The 16526-nt window shown below is 48.1% G+C and carries 14 protein-coding genes, 3 tRNA genes and 1 pseudogene; 7 read left to right on the top strand and 11 right to left on the bottom strand.

Going from position 1 to position 16526, the window contains the following annotated elements:
* Positions 1–9 precede the first annotated feature (9 nt).
* Genes holA through leuS form a run of 3 tightly spaced genes read right to left on the bottom strand, consistent with a single transcriptional unit; the run spans position 10 to position 4205 of the window.
* Positions 10–1041 carry a DNA polymerase III subunit delta gene (gene holA / locus ACK5NH_RS05345; RefSeq protein WP_416918118.1) on the bottom strand — a complete coding sequence of 344 codons (1032 nt, stop codon included), beginning with the start codon at positions 1039–1041 and terminating at the stop codon, positions 10–12.
* Positions 1042–1093: 52 nt separating this feature from the next.
* On the bottom strand, positions 1094–1588 hold the full coding sequence (gene lptE / locus ACK5NH_RS05340) for an LPS assembly lipoprotein LptE (RefSeq protein ID WP_011621788.1): 495 nt from the start codon (positions 1586–1588) through the stop codon (positions 1094–1096).
* 37 nt (positions 1589–1625) lie between these two features.
* Positions 1626–4205: a leucine--tRNA ligase gene (gene leuS, locus ACK5NH_RS05335; protein ID WP_416918117.1), complete on the bottom strand. Its 2580-nt coding sequence runs from the start codon at positions 4203–4205 to the stop codon at positions 1626–1628.
* Between the two features lie 121 nt (positions 4206–4326).
* On the opposite strand from leuS, the gene ACK5NH_RS05330 reads away from it, so the two are divergent.
* On the top strand, positions 4327–4827 hold the full coding sequence (locus tag ACK5NH_RS05330; RefSeq protein ID WP_416918116.1) for a zinc ribbon-containing protein: 501 nt from the start codon (positions 4327–4329) through the stop codon (positions 4825–4827).
* A 143-nt stretch (positions 4828–4970) separates the two neighbouring features.
* Here the strand turns inward: ACK5NH_RS05330 and ACK5NH_RS05325 are convergent, their stop codons facing one another.
* The 8 genes and pseudogenes from ACK5NH_RS05325 to ACK5NH_RS05290 all read right to left on the bottom strand — a co-directional run bounded on the left by ACK5NH_RS05325 (position 4971) and on the right by ACK5NH_RS05290 (position 12422).
* On the bottom strand, positions 4971–5624 hold the full coding sequence (locus ACK5NH_RS05325; RefSeq protein ID WP_416918115.1) for a class I SAM-dependent methyltransferase: 654 nt from the start codon (positions 5622–5624) through the stop codon (positions 4971–4973).
* Positions 5625–5729: 105 nt separating this feature from the next.
* Positions 5730–6224: pseudogene (locus ACK5NH_RS05320) on the bottom strand (type II secretion system protein).
* 9 nt (positions 6225–6233) lie between these two features.
* Positions 6234–7790: an apolipoprotein N-acyltransferase gene (lnt, locus tag ACK5NH_RS05315; RefSeq protein ID WP_416918114.1), complete on the bottom strand. Its 1557-nt coding sequence runs from the start codon at positions 7788–7790 to the stop codon at positions 6234–6236.
* Positions 7791–7832: 42 nt separating this feature from the next.
* On the bottom strand, positions 7833–8708 hold the full coding sequence (gene corC, locus ACK5NH_RS05310) for a CNNM family magnesium/cobalt transport protein CorC (protein WP_011716122.1): 876 nt from the start codon (positions 8706–8708) through the stop codon (positions 7833–7835).
* 39 nt (positions 8709–8747) lie between these two features.
* The gene (gene ybeY, locus ACK5NH_RS05305) at positions 8748–9209 is read right to left on the bottom strand and encodes an rRNA maturation RNase YbeY (RefSeq protein ID WP_023268295.1); all 462 of its coding nucleotides are present in this window, start codon (positions 9207–9209) and stop codon (positions 8748–8750) included.
* Positions 9199–10263 (bottom strand): PhoH family protein, encoded by a 1065-nt coding sequence (locus ACK5NH_RS05300; RefSeq protein WP_088210888.1) that lies wholly within the window; start codon positions 10261–10263, stop codon positions 9199–9201. Before ACK5NH_RS05300 ends, ybeY begins: the two co-directional genes overlap by 11 nt.
* A gap of 262 nt (positions 10264–10525) precedes the next feature.
* Positions 10526–11950, bottom strand: coding sequence for a tRNA (N6-isopentenyl adenosine(37)-C2)-methylthiotransferase MiaB (miaB, locus tag ACK5NH_RS05295; RefSeq protein ID WP_416918113.1), 1425 nt, complete (start codon positions 11948–11950; stop codon positions 10526–10528).
* Positions 11951–12089: 139 nt separating this feature from the next.
* Positions 12090–12422 carry a hypothetical protein gene (locus ACK5NH_RS05290; protein ID WP_416918112.1) on the bottom strand — a complete coding sequence of 111 codons (333 nt, stop codon included), beginning with the start codon at positions 12420–12422 and terminating at the stop codon, positions 12090–12092.
* Between the two features lie 320 nt (positions 12423–12742).
* Between ACK5NH_RS05290 and ACK5NH_RS05285 the strand changes: the two genes are divergently transcribed.
* From ACK5NH_RS05285 to ACK5NH_RS05260, 6 genes are all read left to right on the top strand, one after another.
* Positions 12743–13969, top strand: coding sequence for an FAD-dependent monooxygenase (locus ACK5NH_RS05285; protein WP_416918111.1), 1227 nt, complete (start codon positions 12743–12745; stop codon positions 13967–13969).
* Between the two features lie 167 nt (positions 13970–14136).
* Positions 14137–14724 carry an aminoacyl-tRNA hydrolase gene (gene pth, locus ACK5NH_RS05280; protein WP_011621799.1) on the top strand — a complete coding sequence of 196 codons (588 nt, stop codon included), beginning with the start codon at positions 14137–14139 and terminating at the stop codon, positions 14722–14724.
* Positions 14725–14863: 139 nt separating this feature from the next.
* Positions 14864–15955 (top strand): redox-regulated ATPase YchF, encoded by a 1092-nt coding sequence (gene ychF / locus ACK5NH_RS05275; RefSeq protein ID WP_416918110.1) that lies wholly within the window; start codon positions 14864–14866, stop codon positions 15953–15955.
* A gap of 207 nt (positions 15956–16162) precedes the next feature.
* Positions 16163–16239 (top strand) — tRNA-Met (locus tag ACK5NH_RS05270).
* A 54-nt stretch (positions 16240–16293) separates the two neighbouring features.
* Positions 16294–16378: transfer RNA gene (locus ACK5NH_RS05265), tRNA-Leu, on the top strand.
* A 46-nt stretch (positions 16379–16424) separates the two neighbouring features.
* A tRNA-Gln gene (locus ACK5NH_RS05260) sits at positions 16425–16499 on the top strand.
* Positions 16500–16526: the final 27 nt, after the last annotated feature.

Here is a 16526-nt window from a genome sequence, read left to right as displayed (position 1 = left end):
GTCAGTGCCTTAATCTAAGCTGATATGGGCCAAATGGCCGTGGGCCTTGGGGTCGAATAATAAGCACAGGTGGCTGAGCCCTGTCCAATCTTCATGGCCTAATTGTTTTAGGTTCAGCTCCAATTTAGAAGCGAAGGCAAGCATATGTTCGATTTGGGTGAGGCTTAAGCGCTGCAACGCGGTTTGGTACAAGGGTTTGCGTTTATCCCAAATTCGATGTTTACCAAAGAGGCTATTTAAGGGCGCGCCTTGGGCCTGTTCACTCTTGAGGCTGAGCAGTAACTGTAGCTCTTTGAATAAGGCCCAGAGTAAAATCGGCATGGCCGTGCCTTCACCGTTGAGTTGGGCCAGCATATGCTGAGCACTGTCTTGGCGATTATTCAGCAGTGCATCGGTGAGCTGAAACACGGTAAAGCGGGATTGATCTTCAAAGTAATGACTTAACTCGTCAGCACTTATAGGCTGGCTTGGGCTTAACAGTTGTAGTAACTGCATGGCCTGATCGGCGGCGAGTAAATTCCCTTCGTAGAGGGTGTACAGCATAGCGCGCGCATCGGGCTGTAAATTCAGCTTAAAGTGTGCAATGCGTGAGTCGAGCCAACGTCTGAATTGATCGCCCTCTGGCGTAGTGCAGGGCAAATAAATCCCTAAACTATCCAAGGTTTTGAACCACTTGCTATTGGTTTGCTCGCTGGCGAGTTTTGGGCCTTCGAGGATCAGCAGCACATCGGGATTCGGCGTTTGCAGCAATGCTTGTAGCGCCGCCGAACCATCTGCACCGGGTTTTGCGTTGGGCAGTGTTAGCTCAATGATGCGCCGACTAGAAAACAGGCTCATGGATTGCCATTCTTGGGTCAAGTCACCCCAGTTAAAGCCCGTTTCTTGAATTAACTGAACGCGCTCTTCAAACCCTTGGCGTTTGGCTGCTTGGCGGATCTGATCCTTGGAGGTTTCGAGCAACCAAGGATCATCACCAAAAATCAGGTAGCAAGCGTGAAGCGGATTGAGATGGCGGGAGAGTTGATCAGGATAAACACGCATTTAAACCACTCTCCACATTTTATTGCAGTTCCACATTAATTTGGACCCTGCATTAATTCACCTCTGTGCTGGCCATGGATTGCAGGATCCGGTCGGCCGCCTGGATACGCATTTCTTTGACTAACAGTTCCATCTCACGGCTTTTAGCCAGTGCGGTGCGAGGATCGTCTAAGTAATCGCGGCGAATTTCAATCTTGAAAGGCTGTGCCTCTTTGCCCGGCAGGGCCACGGCAAACTCGACGAAATAGATAAGCTCATACTCGGCCACATTGCCCGTAGGGTAAAGCGACAGGGTCGAACGCTCTAAGGAGTCGGTGATGAGCCTCAACACTGGTACATCATTGGCGGCATCAACAATCTTGACGTTGTTCAAACGTAACCGCTCACGCACCAAACGGGTGAGTTCGCTGTATTCGTCCGAGCTGCTCAAACTGAGTTGATTGAGCTGCTCGGGGATTTGGTAGCTACGTTGAAGCTTAAAACCGCAACCTGCGCTGGTCATAATGACCAGCGCCATGATTGCGAAAGCTAAGCGTTTAATTAGCATAAGTTTTCGCGGTTTCCTGTTTGTCTGATGACCAGCATTAGTTCGCAACGATGCTGAGCAGTTTACCGGGTACATAGATAATTTTACGCACGGTAACACCATCTAAGTACTTGATGACTTGCTCGTCCGCCATACCTAGAGCCTCAACAGACGCTTGGTCGGCATCGGCGGCGACTGTGATCTTAGCGCGCACTTTACCGTTCACTTGCACCACGATGAGCTTGCTGTCTTCAACGAGTGCTGATTCATCAACAACTGGCCATTGGCTGTCTTCGATGCTGTTGGTGTTGCCCAGCTCATTCCACAGGGTGAAGCTCACGTGTGGAATGATTGGGTACAGTAAACGCACCACCGCAGTTAAGGCTTCGCCGATGATGGCCCTGTCTTGACCTGTGGTTTGTGGCGCTTTTTGTAGGTGGTTCATCAGTTCCATCACGGCGGCAACCGCAGTGTTGAACATCTGACGACGGCCGATATCATCGGTCACCTTAGCGATGGTCTTGTGTACTTCACGGCGCAGCGCTTTTTGGTCGGCATTTAGTTTGCTAACGTCTAAGGTTTCGCTGTTGTCCTGCGCCACATATTCGCTTGCCAGTTTCCACAGACGTTTGATAAAGCGGTGTGCCCCTTCAACGCCAGACTCTTGCCATTCCAGAGTTAATTCTGGTGGTGATGCGAACATCATAAACAGACGCACAGTGTCGGCACCATATTTCTCAACCATCACCTGTGGGTCGATACCGTTGTTTTTCGACTTAGACATCTTGCACATACCGGTGTAAACCAGTTCGTTACCGTCTTTATCGATGGCCTTAGTAACTCGGCCTTTGTCGTCTTTTTCGGTAGTCACTACATCAAGCGGAGACACCCATACACGGGCACCTTTGTCGTTGGTGTAGTAGAAGGCATCGGCTAATACCATGCCTTGAGTCAGCAGTTGTTTCGCTGGCTCGTTCGAGTTCACTAGACCCGCATCACGCAGCAACTTGTGGAAGAAGCGGAAGTATAACAAGTGCATACAAGCATGTTCGATACCACCAATGTACTGATCCACGGGTAACCAGTAGTTCGCCTTGGTTGGATCTAACATTTGGTCAGCTTGTGGGCTGCAGTAACGGGCGTAATACCAAGAAGATTCCATAAAGGTATCAAAGGTATCGGTTTCACGTAGTGCGACTTGGCCGTTGACTTGGGTTTTCGCCCATTCTTTATCGGCCTTGATTGGGCTTTGGATACCGTCCATCACCACATCTTCTGGCAGAATAACTGGCAGTTGATCTTCAGGCGTAGGAATAACAGTACCGTCGGCTAAGGTTACCATAGGAATTGGCGCGCCCCAGTAACGTTGACGTGATACGCCCCAGTCGCGTAGGCGGTAGTTTACTTGGCGTTTGCCTTTACCTTCAGCGACTAACTTGTCGGCGATGGCATTGAAGGCGCCGTCAAAGTCTAAACCGTCGAACTCACCAGAGTTAAACAGAATGCCTTTTTCGGTGTAAGCCGCTTCGCTGATGTCTAAGTCACCGTCAACTGGCTTGATTACCGCTTCGATTGGCAGATTGTACTTTTTCGCAAATTCGTAATCGCGTTGGTCATGGCCTGGAACTGACATCACCGCGCCGGTGCCGTAGTTCATCAGTACAAAGTTCGCCGCCCAAATAGGCACTTGTTTACCAGAGATGGGGTGAATAGCGTAAAGGCCAGTCGCGACACCACGTTTTTCCATGGTGGCTAAATCGGCTTCTGACGTGGTGCTGTTTTTGCACTCTTCAATAAATTGGGCTAGCTCAGGGTTAGTTTGAGCCGCTAATTCCGCTAATGGGTGACCTGCAGCAATCGCCACATAGGTTACGCCCATCAGGGTATCTGGACGGGTAGTGTAGATGTCGAATGACTTGTCGCTACCTGCAACACCAAAAGTCATCTCAACGCCTTCGCTGCGACCAATCCAGTTGCGCTGCATGGTCTTAACTTGCTCAGGCCAACCGTCTAAGGTATCGATATCGTTTAACAGTTCTTCAGCGTAGGCGGTGATTTTAATGAACCACTGTGGAATTTCTTTTTGTTCTACAGGGGTATCACAACGCCAGCAGCAACCGTCTTGTACCTGCTCGTTTGCCAGTACGGTTTCATCGTTAGGGCACCAGTTAACAGAAGCAGTCTTCTTGTAAACTAAGCCTTTTTCGTACAGTTTAGTGAAGAACCATTGTTCCCAGCGGTAGTATTCTGGGGTACAAGTGGCGATTTCACGGCTCCAGTCATAGCCAAAACCCAGTAATTTTAGCTGGTTTTTCATGTACTCAATATTTTGATAAGTCCATGGTGCTGGAGCAGTTTTGTTGTTGATTGCGGCGTTTTCTGCAGGCAAACCGAAAGAGTCCCAACCTATGGGTTGTAGCACGTTTTTGCCTTGAAGACGCTGGAAGCGGGCAACCACATCGCCTATGGTATAGTTGCGAACGTGTCCCATGTGGAGTCGACCTGAAGGGTATGGAAACATCGAAAGGCAATAAAACTTTTCTTTGTTTGCATCTTCAGTAACTTCAAAGGTTTTGTTGTCGTGCCAGTGCTTTTGCACTAAGGCTTCAATTTCTGAGGGATTATATTGCTCTTGCATCACGCTATTTCCGGCAGTGCCGCCTATTTATTTGATCTAACGCCATATCGACGCGAATAAGATCTGCATAGAATAAACTAGAAGCGATGCATTAAAAAGGTTCTATGAAGGAGTATTGGTTATGAATGATAGAAGTAGTGCGCTACTAGGACTGTATCAAGCCTTAATTAACGAAGTGAAAGCGCAATTTGCGGAAGATAACTCGCTGACTGCAAAGAATTTATTTAAGTCTGTCACTCAAGGTAAGGAGTTTTTACGCCTCAAAGAACAAGCGGGGGAAGATGAGCTCGCCTTAGTAGAGCAATTCTTAAAGCGTGATATCGCCAGTTTTTTGCGTGAGCAAAATGCCGATAGCTTAAGTCACAGCCCAACAGTGATCACCTTAGAAAATACCCTTTGGCATTGGCTAAGCGAAATTACCGACCGCAGCCAAGTGGAATGGCATGAGCTGGCTCAAGACTTTAAACACCATGGTTATTACCAGAGCGGTGATATCGTCAGTCAAGGGATAATGGTGTGTACTAATTGTGGTCATGAAATGAGTATCGAGTTCCCAGGGGTTATCCCCGATTGCCCCGAATGTGACCATGAAGAGTTTACCCGCGAGGCATTAACACCTTAATGGCATTTCTTTTTCGCTCATAAAAAACGACGCTAAGCGTCGTTTCTTTTTTAGACTTTCACCGGTTTTTTTTATCAGTGCTAACTCAATCAACGGCTTATTTGGGGCGGCAAAACATGCAGAGAATTGACACACGATAGTGCTCAATTACGGCGATAGGTTAGAATTTGGCCGTTAAAGGGCTCGGATAAAAACTCAGTGTGAATCGGTTTTTGTTGTGAGTGATTAAAGCCTAATAACACCATTTTCTTGCTAAATTTTGCATGGTTTCCACGACCTGGATCAACCAAAATCACATCACAAATGGGTTTGGCATGTTGGTCGATGAAGAGTGATAAAAGATCTGCGTGTTCTTGTTCATACAACAGATCGCTGCCAATGATTAAATCGAACTTGCCTAATTCAGATTCTTCATCAGCCCAACCTGTCCGTACGAAGGGGATTGGACGTCCCTGATTAAGTGCCACATTTTTCGCAAGAAAACCGCCAGTTTCAGGATGATAGTCCGTAGCTGTGATATCTGCCTCCCGGTGGTTAAGCACTAAACTGGCGAGTCCTATGCCGCAGCCAACTTCGAGAATACGTTTATCTTCAATTTGGTAGTCAAGCATATGATGGGAGAGCACTTGGCCAGAAGGCCAAACAATGCCAAATAGTGGCCAAGTTGCCGAAGAAATACCTAGCTTTTCAGCTTCACCATTTATGTCTTCAAATTCTTGGTTATCTCTTAGGGTGCGGACATGAATGTCTACAATACCAAATTCGTGGGTTTGGTAACGGATACGTAGGGGGGCCATTAATTTGCCTTGAGTGGTGAGTACGAGGCAGTAGAGCAAGGCCACGCCTAATCGGTTAGTCTAACGTGAAACACCTACTTAAGCTAATTTATAGACTTTAAGGGATTAACAGCCCAGCAGTGCAAGGTCATACATTGGCGCTTTATTGGCATCAGATGCTTGGGTGTAGCGGAAATAACACTGGTCATCGTCGACTAAGGTATTGTCATTCAAGTCCTAGCCGATGTAAGTAATATCAATGCCTTGATATTGAATGGCGAGTTTATCGTCTTTCGCTATCCATTTTCCGATATCGGTATTATCTAAATAACCCCACTTGAGACGGGTTTCGGCCACGCCATCACCATCGAGATCGATATCAACAATATCATCACGGCCCACAACGGCTTGGCTCTGCAAGCTGGGCATTTGGGTCTTGGAGTAGGCTAAGGTATTGGCGGTTTTAACGCTGGCTTGAAGTTGCAGCAGGCTTTTCTCCCGCGCCTCTTTACTTAAGCCGATAAATTTCGGCGCCGCAATAACCGCTAAAATCCCCAGCACTATGATAACGACCACAAGTTCTATCAAGGTAAAACCTTGAGTGCGTTTGCGATTAATCAATTTAAAACTCTATTGTTGTTTTTTACGACGAATAAAACCGAGTAACAGCAGCGCACCACAGAGCAGTAGCAGTGGTGTTTGACCGATTTTTGCAAACCAGGTTTGGCCTGTGACCAGTGGAATCGTTGCGCTTAGCACGCCCGTTTCAAATTGCGGCAGTGCAGCTGTGATATTTCCCTGCTCATCGACAACGGCGGTCACGCCATTATTGGTGGCGCGCACTAGAGGACGGCCCAATTCGATGGCGCGCATTTGGGCGATTTCCATATGCTGCAAGGGGCCATTTGAGGTGCCAAACCACGCATCGTTCGATACGGTTAGCAGCAGATCGGTACCGAGGTTAACACTGTCACGTAGCTGCTCTGGGAAGGCGATTTCATAACAAATTGCCGGAGCTATTTTATGGCCTACGGCGTTCAAATTCGGCTGTTGATAATCGCCCCGCGCAAAGGAGGACATGGGCAGGTTGAAGAAAGGTGCAATCGGGCGCAGCAGCGCTTCAAAAGGCACAAACTCACCGATAGGCAGCAGATGATGTTTCTTAAACTGGTTGCTGCCATCACTCTCATAATCCGGCGTGTCTTGCTGCTTCTGATTATGGTTACCTAAAACAATCAAAGAGTTATAAAACTCTTCCTGTTGACGACTAATAATCCCCGTAATGATTGAAGTGTGGTTAAGGTTGGCAACCTTGTTAGCATTATCCAAAAAGTTTTGCACCATGGATTCTGGCGCAGGGATTGCTGCTTCTGGCCAGACGATAATGTCTGCATCAAAGTGTTCACGGGATAAATCCATGTATTTCAATAGGGTTGGCCAGAGGGCCTCGGGTTCCCATTTCATACTCTGGGGAATATTCCCCTGCACGAGTGCAACTTTAACCGACTCGCCTGTCGGCTTTATTTGCGACAGCTTAGGGGCAACCCAAGCCGCGGCTGCGATAATGGGCAGTAAAATCAACAGACTTTTGTAGCGCTTGCTAAAACACAGAGCTAAGGCGCCCGCGAGCATCGCAATTAAGAAACTGAGTCCCAAGGCGCCAATGATACTCGCGAGTTCCTTTAATGGACCTTGGGTTTGGGAGTAACCGGCCCAGATCCAAGGAAACCCTGTCATCACCCAGCCTCTGGCCCATTCGGTTAAGACCCAAAGCGCGGGGAAGAGTAATAGATTGCGCCATAACGAGGGTGTATTAGTGCGGGTCAACCACGCTAAACTGAGGCCCGTTAAGGCCGGATAGAGGGCTAAATAGAGGGCTAACAGCGCCATTAACCCCACTGACGCGGCTAATGGGAGGCCACCGAAGGTGTCCATACTGACATGCACCCAACTGATCCCAACGGCAAAACAGCCAAAACCAAAGCTTAACCAATGGAAGAAGCTGGCTTTAGGGCTTAAGGATTCACTCTGCCAGAGGGCTAAGGCCATGGCGACGGGATAGATAATCCACAAGGAATAAGGGGCAAAGGAAAGCGCCGTACTGGCGCCTAAAATAAACGCCAGCACGAGCCGTAACACGCTCAGTCGGGACTTTTGTTGGGCAAAAGCCCGAATGTTAGTTAGCACGGATAATTCTTCTTACACTGAGCGTTATTCTTACGTAGAGGGTTATTCTACGTCTTCACCGACATTGGGGTCGGGGAGTTTAACTCTGAGTTGGATTAAGCGTCTGGTATCGGCATTGATGACTTTAAATTCAATTCCTTCGATCATAATGCTCTCATTACGCTCTGGTAGATGACCAAAGGCATGGGACACTAAACCACCGACGGTATCAAACTCTTCATCGCTGAAGTGAGTATTAAATTCTTCGTTAAAATCCTCGATAGGCGTCAACGCTTTCACCATGTAGACAGTGTTACCGACTTTGCGGATCTCAGTGTCTTCAGGGCTATCGTGGTCGAATTCGTCTTCGATCTCACCGACGATTTCTTCGAGAATATCTTCAATGGTCACCAGACCCGATACTCCGCCGTATTCGTCGACGACAATCGCCATATGGTAACGCTGGGAGCGGAATTCTTTGAGTAACACATCGACGCGTTTGCTCTCAGGCACAACGACGGCAGGTCGGATCACGCGCTCAAGGGAGAAGGGTTCTTCACTGTTTGAGAAACCATAAGGGATCAAATCTTTAGCAAGTAAAATGCCTTCGATATGGTCCTTATCTTCGTTCACCACAGGGAAGCGAGAATGGCCTGAACCGATAACAGTTGCGAGCAATTCTTCGACGGTATTGTCGATTTGAATCGCGACAATTTGAGCTCGTGGGATCATAATATCCCGAACACGCATATCAGAAACTTCTAATACACCTTTGATCATTTCGCGGGTGTCTTCGGTGATTAACTCGCGCTGCTCTGCGCCATCAATCACATCGACTAAGTCTTCGCGATTTTGAGGTTCGCCCTGAAATAACTGACTTACTCTGTCAAACCAGCCTTTCTTTTGGGCGCTCGTACTCGGGGGGATATCGTCACTCATAGTTTTCTCATTAACCTTGATGCTTGGCACCGCGGTTAATTATTGTTCCTTATATGGGTCAGTAAAACCTAAGCTTTCAATGAGTTGAGTCTCTAACGACTCCATCTCTTCGGCTTCTTCGTCTTCAATGTGATCATAACCTAGCAGATGCAGGCAACCATGTACAACCATGTGTGCCCAATGGGCTTCTAGGGTTTTATCTTGTTCACGCGCTTCATTTTCAACGACTGCGGCACAAATGACAAGATCTCCAAGCAGTGGAAGTTCAATTTCTGGCGGTGCTTCAAAGGGAAACGACAACACATTGGTCGGTTTGTCTTTCCCTCTGTAGGTGCTGTTTAGCATTTGGCTTTCACGGGCATCGACGATGCGGATTGTCAGCTCCGCCTGTTCCATGCTGTTACCAATGGCGGTTTTTACCCAGAGGGCAAACTGCTCTTCACTTGGCAGATAGTCACTCGCTGTGGCGTATTGCACATCTAAGGCTAAATCAAGACTCATGCTTTAAAACTTCCGGTTGCGTTTGTGGGTGCGCTTGTTGATAGTCGCGGCGCTCTTTTTCGGCCTTTAATGCTTGCTCTTTACGATCGTAAGCATCATAGGCTTCGACAATCCGAGCAACCACAGGGTGACGCACTACGTCTTGAGACACGAAGAAGTTAAAACTGATTTCCTCTACTTGGCTCAGGACTTCAATGGCGTGGCGCAGACCCGACTTAACATGTTTGGGTAAGTCTGTCTGGGTGATGTCGCCCGTGATCACCGCGCGTGAGTTAAAGCCAATACGGGTTAAGAACATCTTCATCTGTTCGACCGTGGTGTTTTGGCTCTCATCGAGAATAATAAAGGCATCGTTTAGGGTGCGACCGCGCATATAGGCGAGTGGCGCCACTTCGATGACGTTTTTCTCGATTAAGCGTTCCACCTTCTCAAAGCCAAGCATTTCGAACAAGGCATCATAAAGTGGGCGCAGGTAAGGGTCGACTTTCTGGCTTAAATCGCCGGGTAAGAAGCCGAGTTTTTCCCCTGCTTCAACCGCAGGGCGGGTGAGCAGAATACGGCGCACCTCTTGACGCTCTAATGCATCAACGGCGGCGGCCACCGCTAAATAGGTTTTACCCGTTCCCGCTGGGCCAATACCAAAGGTAATATCATGGCGCACAATGTTGGCCACATAGGTACTTTGGTTGGGGTTACGCGGTTTAATAACGCCACGGCGGGTCTTGATAAATAAGGCTTTATCATCACCGCTGTCGTCTTGCTCTAAGGCGATGGCTTCTTGGATTGCCAAATGCACTTGTTCAGGATCGAGGTCCGGCGTGCTGCCCTTGACCGTTTGGGTTTCGATATAGAGCTGCTTAAGTAAGTTATTGGCACTTAAACAGTTACGTGGCAGTCCGGTAATTTGAAAATGGTTGTTTTTACGGACTATCTCAACGCCAACGCGACGCTCAATCTGTTTGATATTGTCATCGAAGGGACCGCACAGTGAGGCCAAACGGCGGGTTTCTGCGGGTTCGAGATACAGATTCATTGTGGTTAATTTACTGGACAAATAGTACTCCTATTGTCAAATACCAAGCAAAGTGCTGAGTGAAAAGTCAAGTGCGATGCCTGTTTGCTATCGCAGTCTCTAATCAGAAGATAATCCCAGTTTACGAGCCATAGCGGATAATTGCTAACGGAAAATCGTTAAGCCCAAGGGTTTTGAATTGCTGCTCTATAGAAGGCAAAAGTACACAAAACAAAAAGGGCGACACTGAGGTTAACTAACCATGTCGCCCTGATATAGGTGCTACTCGCTAAATTTTAAACCCTTAAGGTTTAAATTGTGTCACACCGAGATCGTCATCCTGTTTGTGTTTCGCCAGAATATCCGATGGGCGCAGGTTGCGGCGCAGATCCATTTCATCTTCACCGCGGATAAATTTACCGCGCAGTGAGTTAGTGTAAACGTCGACAATTTCAACATCCACAAAGCTACCAATGTGCTTTGGTAGACCTTCGAAGTTCACTACACGGTTGTTTTCGGTGCGGCCGCGCAGCTCCATGGGGTTTTTCACCGATGGGCCTTCAACCAGAATACGTTGTACAGTGCCCATCATATGGCGGCTGTAGCGCATGGCTTGTTGAGTGATACGGTCCTGCAGAATCGCCAGACGTTGTTTTTTCTCTTCCATATCAACGTCATCAGGTAAATCTGCCGCAGGTGTACCAGGGCGCGCGCTATAGATAAAGCTAAAGCTGTGGTCAAATGCCACATCTTCAATCAGCTTCATGGTGTCGGCGAAGTCTTCTTTGGTTTCGCCTGGGAAGCCAATAATAAAGTCGGAACTGATTTGGATATCAGGACGGGCTTTGCGTAAACGGCGAATGATTGACTTGTACTCAATCGCCATATGGCCACGCTTCATTGCCGTCAGAATGCGGTCAGAACCTGATTGCACAGGTAAGTGCAGGAAGCTGACTAATTCAGGGGTATCTTCGTAAACGTCGATGATGTCCTGCGTGAATTCAATCGGATGACTGGTAGTGAAGCGGATACGGTCGATACCATCGATAGCCGCAACGTAGCGTAATAGCTCGGCAAAGGTACAGATCCCGCCATCGTGGGTTGCGCCACGGTAAGCGTTAACGTTTTGACCGAGCAGGTTTACTTCGCGCACACCTTGTTCTGCCAGTTGGGCAATCTCGAGGATGACATCGTCCGATGGACGGCTGACTTCTTCACCACGGGTATAAGGTACCACGCAGAATGAACAGTACTTGCTGCAACCTTCCATGATAGAGACAAACGCCGTTGGGCCTTCGGCGCGCGGTTCTGGTAGACGGTCAAATTTCTCGATTTCAGGGAAGCTCACGTCGATCACGGCCTTTTCGCCACGACGCACTTGGTCGATCATGTCTGGCAGACGGTGCAATGTCTGTGGGCCAAAGATAATGTCGACACATTGAGCGCGGTCTTTGATCGCTTTTCCTTCCTGCGATGCAACACAACCACCAACCCCAATAATCAGATCGGGATTTTTATCTTTGAGGGTCTTCCAACGACCTAACTGATGGAACACTTTTTCCTGCGCTTTTTCGCGGATAGAACAAGTGTTTAGCAGTAGAATGTCTGCTTCTTCTGCTTCTTCAGTTAAGGTGTAACCTTGGTATTCGCCTAAAAGATCCGCCATCTTGGATGAGTCGTACTCATTCATTTGACAGCCCCAAGTTTTAATATGGAGTTTTTTGCTCATCAGTTGTGTTGCCCTACGCTGCCCTGTAAAAAGAGTCCCGAGCCGTCGTTGTCCTGTAAAAAGGCCAACAGACCGCCCAGTCAAAATAGCGCGACATTTTACCCGCAGTTATGGCTGCTGACCAGCTTTGTCCACATTTTTACTCGCTAACGCCCTGAGATTGTGATACCCACAAAGAAGCTAGGTTTATCTCGGTTGGCTGATTTTGCGCGAGCGATGGTTGGTTAAATTGGGCGGCATTTGCCATTTCTAATAAGCTATTACGGGCTTGAATGCTAATGTCTTCACGGATTTCGAGTCGAAATACGCTCAACATTTCCGTGGTATGTATATATAGGGCATAATCGACGGGATCGCGGTAACTGACGGTGATAGTTTCCATCGTTGGTGTTGCGGCCAAGGCATAACTAAATGGGATCGCGCTGCAAATAAGTAGACTACTGGCTATCTGCAAGTGGATGAGTGTTTTCATGACATCCTCACTAACAATTTAAGGTGGATTCACTGGTAACTCGTCCCGAACGGCTAGGGCTCGCTAAGTGAGAGGCTAATCGGTTTAACCCCGCTGACAGCCTTAAATTCCCGCGGGATGTCTTAGAGTGTAACGGGTTTAGGGGCTTGGGAAACTCGCCTTTGTAAGCAACTGTGAGCAAATGCCCCTCTAGCAACATTTGCTCACCTTTGAGCAAAAATTGACATGCTTTTAACAATGTCAGTGATAAGAATGATGTGCTTTAGCCGAGATAAAGTGCGCCAGATAAATGGAAAGAATAGTAAAGAGTGGTAACTAAGATGAGCCAAGTGATGAGCCAAACACAGCAGCCAGCAAAGACAACCTCAGACACTCAAGTATTTGATGTGATTTTAGTCGGTGGCGGCATGGTGGGAGCGGCGACGGCCATAGGGCTGGCGAAGCAAGGATTGCAGGTGGCCGTGATTGAATCATTCGCCCCCGAAGCTTATTCCCCCGAGCAGGTATTAGATGTGCGTGTATCGGCTATCAGTGTGGCCTCTGAACAATTACTCGAACAATTAGGCGCGCTAAAGAGTCTGCTTAAGATGCGTAATGTGCCTTATCTGGGGTTAGAAACCTGGGAGCTTGATGGCTGCATTACTCAATTCCATAGTTCACAAATTGACGCGAGTCATTTAGGACATATTGTTGAAAACCGTTTGGTGCAACTTGCCCTGTGGGAGCAAATGCAGCAATGGGATGCGATTAAATTGTTTTGCCCTGAGCGAGTGGCGACATTTGTCCGTATCGCTGACGGTGTTAGCGTGCACTTACAATCAGGGCTTATCCTTGAGGCAAAACTACTTATTGGGGCCGATGGTGCGAACTCGCAGGTACGCCAATGGGCGGGGATTGGTATTTCGGGGTGGGACTATGCTCAATCGGCAATGCTGATCAATATCCAAACCGCCCAAGGCCAGCAAGATGTCACCTGGCAGCAATTTACCCCTAAGGGGCCGCGTTCTTTGTTACCTTTGCCCGGCAATCATGCTTCTTTGGTTTGGTATGACGATGCCAATCGGATTAAACAGTTAATGCAGTTGAATCATAAGCAGCTTGCCGATCAAATCCGCCAGCATTTTCCCGCTCGTTTGGACAGTGACTTTACCGTCGAAGCTAAGGGCAGTTTCGCGCTCACCCGCCGCCATGCGAAAACCTATTTTAAGCCGAATGTGGTGATCTTAGGGGATGCGGCGCATACCATTAATCCGTTGGCCGGCCAAGGGGTTAACCTCGGCTTTAAAGATGTCGAAGCCTTACTGGCGGTCATCAAGACTGCATTAACCGAGGATAAACCTTGGTGGTCAACAGAGGTATTAAAAGCCTATCAAGCTGAACGTTATCGCGATAATCAACTGATGATGACGACCATGGATGTGTTTTACGCAGGCTTTAGTAATGACATTCTGCCACTTAAATTACTGCGTAACGGCGCGTTAAAACTGGCCAATATTAATTCTCCCATCAAGCGAACCGTGCTGAAGTATGCGATGGGGCTCAATTAGGCCACATCGTGAGTGCTGACTCACTCGGCATTTGTTGACTTACGCATTGAGTGCTAAAATGCCGCGTTTTTAACGAGCATAAGCGGCATTATTAACTCAAGATGGTCGTCCCTGTGCGCTTTGCCAGCGACCAATTAACGCAGTATTGAGTGCCATTAGTGAGTGTCATGAGCGAAATTAAATTAATCGTAGGTCTTGCCAATCCGGGCGCCGAATATGCGCAGACTCGCCATAATGCGGGCGCTTGGTATGTGGAAGAATTGGCCCGCATCTGTGGCGTCAGCTTAGTGCCGGATAGCAAGTATTTTGGCCTCACCGCCAGAGCTGTATTGCATGGCAAAGATGTGCGTTTGCTGATCCCAACTACCTATATGAACTTAAGCGGCAAAGCCGTGGGGGCCTTAGCGAATTTCTTCCGTATTACTCCTGAAGAAATTTTGGTGGCCCACGATGAGTTGGATATGCCGCCAGGTGTGGCTAAATTTAAACTCGGTGGCGGTCATGGTGGCCATAACGGTTTAAAAGACATTATTGCTAAACTGGCGAATGATAAAAACTTCTACCGTTTACGGATTGGGATTGGCCATCCTGGCGATAAGAATAAAGTAAGTGGTTACGTACTGGGTAAGGCGCCAGCCAAAGAACAAGAGCTGATCAACGCCGCTGTAGATGAAGCCGTCCGTTCCACTGAAGTGCTATTTAAAGAGGACATGGTGAAAGCCATGACTCGCTTACACTCCTTTAAAGCGGAGTAAGCCCTGTGCTCGCGGCCTGAGAAAGGACGGCGAACACAAGGACAATAGAATTAATCAATGTACTGCCTAAGGGCAGGGTGACTATAAACTTGCTGGTGAGTGTGACTCGCCAGCCTATCATCGAGAGAAAGGTAAGAATATGGGTTTTAAATGCGGCATTGTTGGTCTTCCTAACGTAGGTAAATCAACGCTTTTTAATGCGTTAACTAAGGCTGGCATCGAAGCGGCAAACTTCCCGTTTTGTACCATCGAGCCAAACACTGGCGTAGTACCTGTGCCGGATCCACGCTTAGACGCGTTGGCGGCAATTGTAAATCCGCAACGTGTACTGCCAACCACCATGGAATTCGTGGATATTGCTGGTCTAGTGGCGGGCGCGTCTAAAGGTGAAGGTTTAGGTAACAAGTTCCTTGCCAATATCCGCGAAACCGATGCTATCGGTCACGTGGTGCGCTGCTTTGAAGATGACAACATTGTCCACGTGGCTAACCGTGTTGACCCTGCGCGCGATATCGAAGTTATCAATACTGAATTGGCATTAGCCGACTTAGACAGCTTAGAGCGTGCGGTGATCCGCCAACAAAAACGTGCTAAGGGCGGCGATAAAGACGCTAAATTTGAAGTGGATGTACTCGAGAAGATGCGTCCCATCCTCGATGAAGGCCATATGCTGCGTTCTATGGAGCTGTCTAAGGAAGAATTAGAAGCGGTTGCTTACTTAAACTTCTTAACCTTAAAGCCAACCATGTACATCGCTAACGTGGCTGAAGATGGTTTCGAAAACAACCCACACTTAGATGCAGTGCGTGCCATTGCTGAAAAGGAAAATGCCATTGTGGTGTCAGTGTGTGCGGCGATTGAATCAGAACTGGCCGAAATGGAAGCCGAAGAGCGTGATGAGTTTATGGCTGACTTAGGTTTAGAAGAGCCAGGCTTAGATCGCGTTATTCGCGCTGGTTATCAGTTACTAAACCTGCAAACTTACTTCACTGCGGGTGTAAAAGAAGTGCGCGCTTGGACTGTCTCTGTGGGTGCAACCGCGCCACAGGCTGCGGGCGTGATCCACACCGACTTCGAACGTGGCTTTATTCGTGCTCAAGTTATGGCATTTGATGACTTTATTGCCTATAAAGGTGAAGCAGGCGCCAAAGAAGCGGGTAAGTTACGTGTAGAAGGCAAGACATACATTGTTCAAGACGGCGATGTAATGCACTTCCTGTTTAACGTATAACGGGTTTGATAAAGGGCTAAGCTTTAGAAAGTAAGGCAAAATACGGGCAACAGAGGTCGATTTAGCGCATCTGTTGCTCAGTTTGGTGAAGTAATAGCCGAACGGTTTGCCTCAAGGAAAATAGCGAAAAAAAGCTGTTGACCTCGATACCTCGAATAAGCATAATACGCCCCGTTCCTCGCTACGAGGGGCGCGCAATAACGAAGTGGCAATGTAGCTCAGCTGGTTAGAGCACAGCACTCATAATGCTGGGGTCGCAGGTTCAAGTCCCGCCATTGCTACCATTTCGTTATCCTAGCGTTTGCTAGCATCAATTCAGGATGTCAACTTGAAGCAGTGCGGGAATGGTGAAATTGGTAGACACGCCAGATTTAGGTTCTGGTGCCGAAAGGTGTGAGAGTTCAAGTCTCTCTTCCCGTACCATTATTTTAAACATCGGCGTTAGCGGATGTATGAAACAAGTTAGTGATGGGGTATCGCCAAGCGGTAAGGCACCGGGTTTTGATCCCGGCATACCTAGGTTCGAATCCTAGTACCCCAGCCATCATTTCATGTTTCTCAGTTTTTGGGG

This window comes from Shewanella sp. (genome assembly GCF_047975355.1).
In the GTDB taxonomy this organism is placed as follows: domain Bacteria; phylum Pseudomonadota; class Gammaproteobacteria; order Enterobacterales; family Shewanellaceae; genus Shewanella.
The sequence above is the reverse complement of the archived record's forward strand: the minus strand, read 5'-3'. Positions and strand labels throughout refer to the sequence as shown.

Coding starts and splice junctions, on each gene's coding strand:
- ACK5NH_RS05285 (WP_416918111.1), top strand. CDS start 12,743: ATGAGCCAAGTGATGAGCCAAACACAGCAGCCAGCAAAGACAACCTCA.
- holA (WP_416918118.1), bottom strand. CDS start 1,041: ATGCGTGTTTATCCTGATCAACTCTCCCGCCATCTCAATCCGCTTCAC.
- ACK5NH_RS05290 (WP_416918112.1), bottom strand. CDS start 12,422: ATGAAAACACTCATCCACTTGCAGATAGCCAGTAGTCTACTTATTTGC.
- lptE (WP_011621788.1), bottom strand. CDS start 1,588: ATGCTAATTAAACGCTTAGCTTTCGCAATCATGGCGCTGGTCATTATG.
- corC (WP_011716122.1), bottom strand. CDS start 8,708: ATGAGTGACGATATCCCCCCGAGTACGAGCGCCCAAAAGAAAGGCTGG.
- leuS (WP_416918117.1), bottom strand. CDS start 4,205: ATGCAAGAGCAATATAATCCCTCAGAAATTGAAGCCTTAGTGCAAAAG.
- ybeY (WP_023268295.1), bottom strand. CDS start 9,209: ATGAGTCTTGATTTAGCCTTAGATGTGCAATACGCCACAGCGAGTGAC.
- ACK5NH_RS05330 (WP_416918116.1), top strand. CDS start 4,327: ATGAATGATAGAAGTAGTGCGCTACTAGGACTGTATCAAGCCTTAATT.
- miaB (WP_416918113.1), bottom strand. CDS start 11,950: ATGAGCAAAAAACTCCATATTAAAACTTGGGGCTGTCAAATGAATGAG.
- ACK5NH_RS05325 (WP_416918115.1), bottom strand. CDS start 5,624: ATGGCCCCCCTACGTATCCGTTACCAAACCCACGAATTTGGTATTGTA.
- pth (WP_011621799.1), top strand. CDS start 14,137: ATGAGCGAAATTAAATTAATCGTAGGTCTTGCCAATCCGGGCGCCGAA.
- ychF (WP_416918110.1), top strand. CDS start 14,864: ATGGGTTTTAAATGCGGCATTGTTGGTCTTCCTAACGTAGGTAAATCA.